This window comes from Thermococcus sp. Bubb.Bath (assembly GCF_012027595.1).
GTDB lineage: Archaea > Methanobacteriota_B > Thermococci > Thermococcales > Thermococcaceae > Thermococcus.
This window is the reverse complement of the sequence record NZ_SNUR01000083.1, coordinates 1-224: the sequence shown is the minus strand read 5'-3', so window position 1 is coordinate 224 and position 224 is coordinate 1. Positions and strand designations below refer to the sequence as shown.

The following is a 224-nucleotide window of genomic DNA, read 5'->3' as shown; positions in this document are numbered from 1 at the left end:
GTCAGGCGCGTCAAGAAGAGCGATATGGAGAAGCTCTCCAAGGCCACTGGCGCCAAGATCGTCACCAACGTTAAGGACCTTACTCCAGAAGACCTCGGTGAGGCCGAGCTCGTCGAGGAGAGGAAGGTCGCCGGCGAGAACATGATTTTCGTTGAGGGCTGCAAGAACCCGAAGGCCGTGACCATACTCATCAGGGGCGGCACCGAGCATGTCGTTGACGAGGT

The 224-nt window shown here is 58.5% G+C and carries 1 protein-coding gene; it reads left to right on the top strand.

Features of this window, described 5'->3' with window-relative positions; all coding sequences use genetic code 11:
• The coding region (locus tag E3E29_RS11620) for a TCP-1/cpn60 chaperonin family protein (RefSeq protein ID WP_277346711.1) at positions 1-224 on the top strand (224 nt) is incomplete at both ends.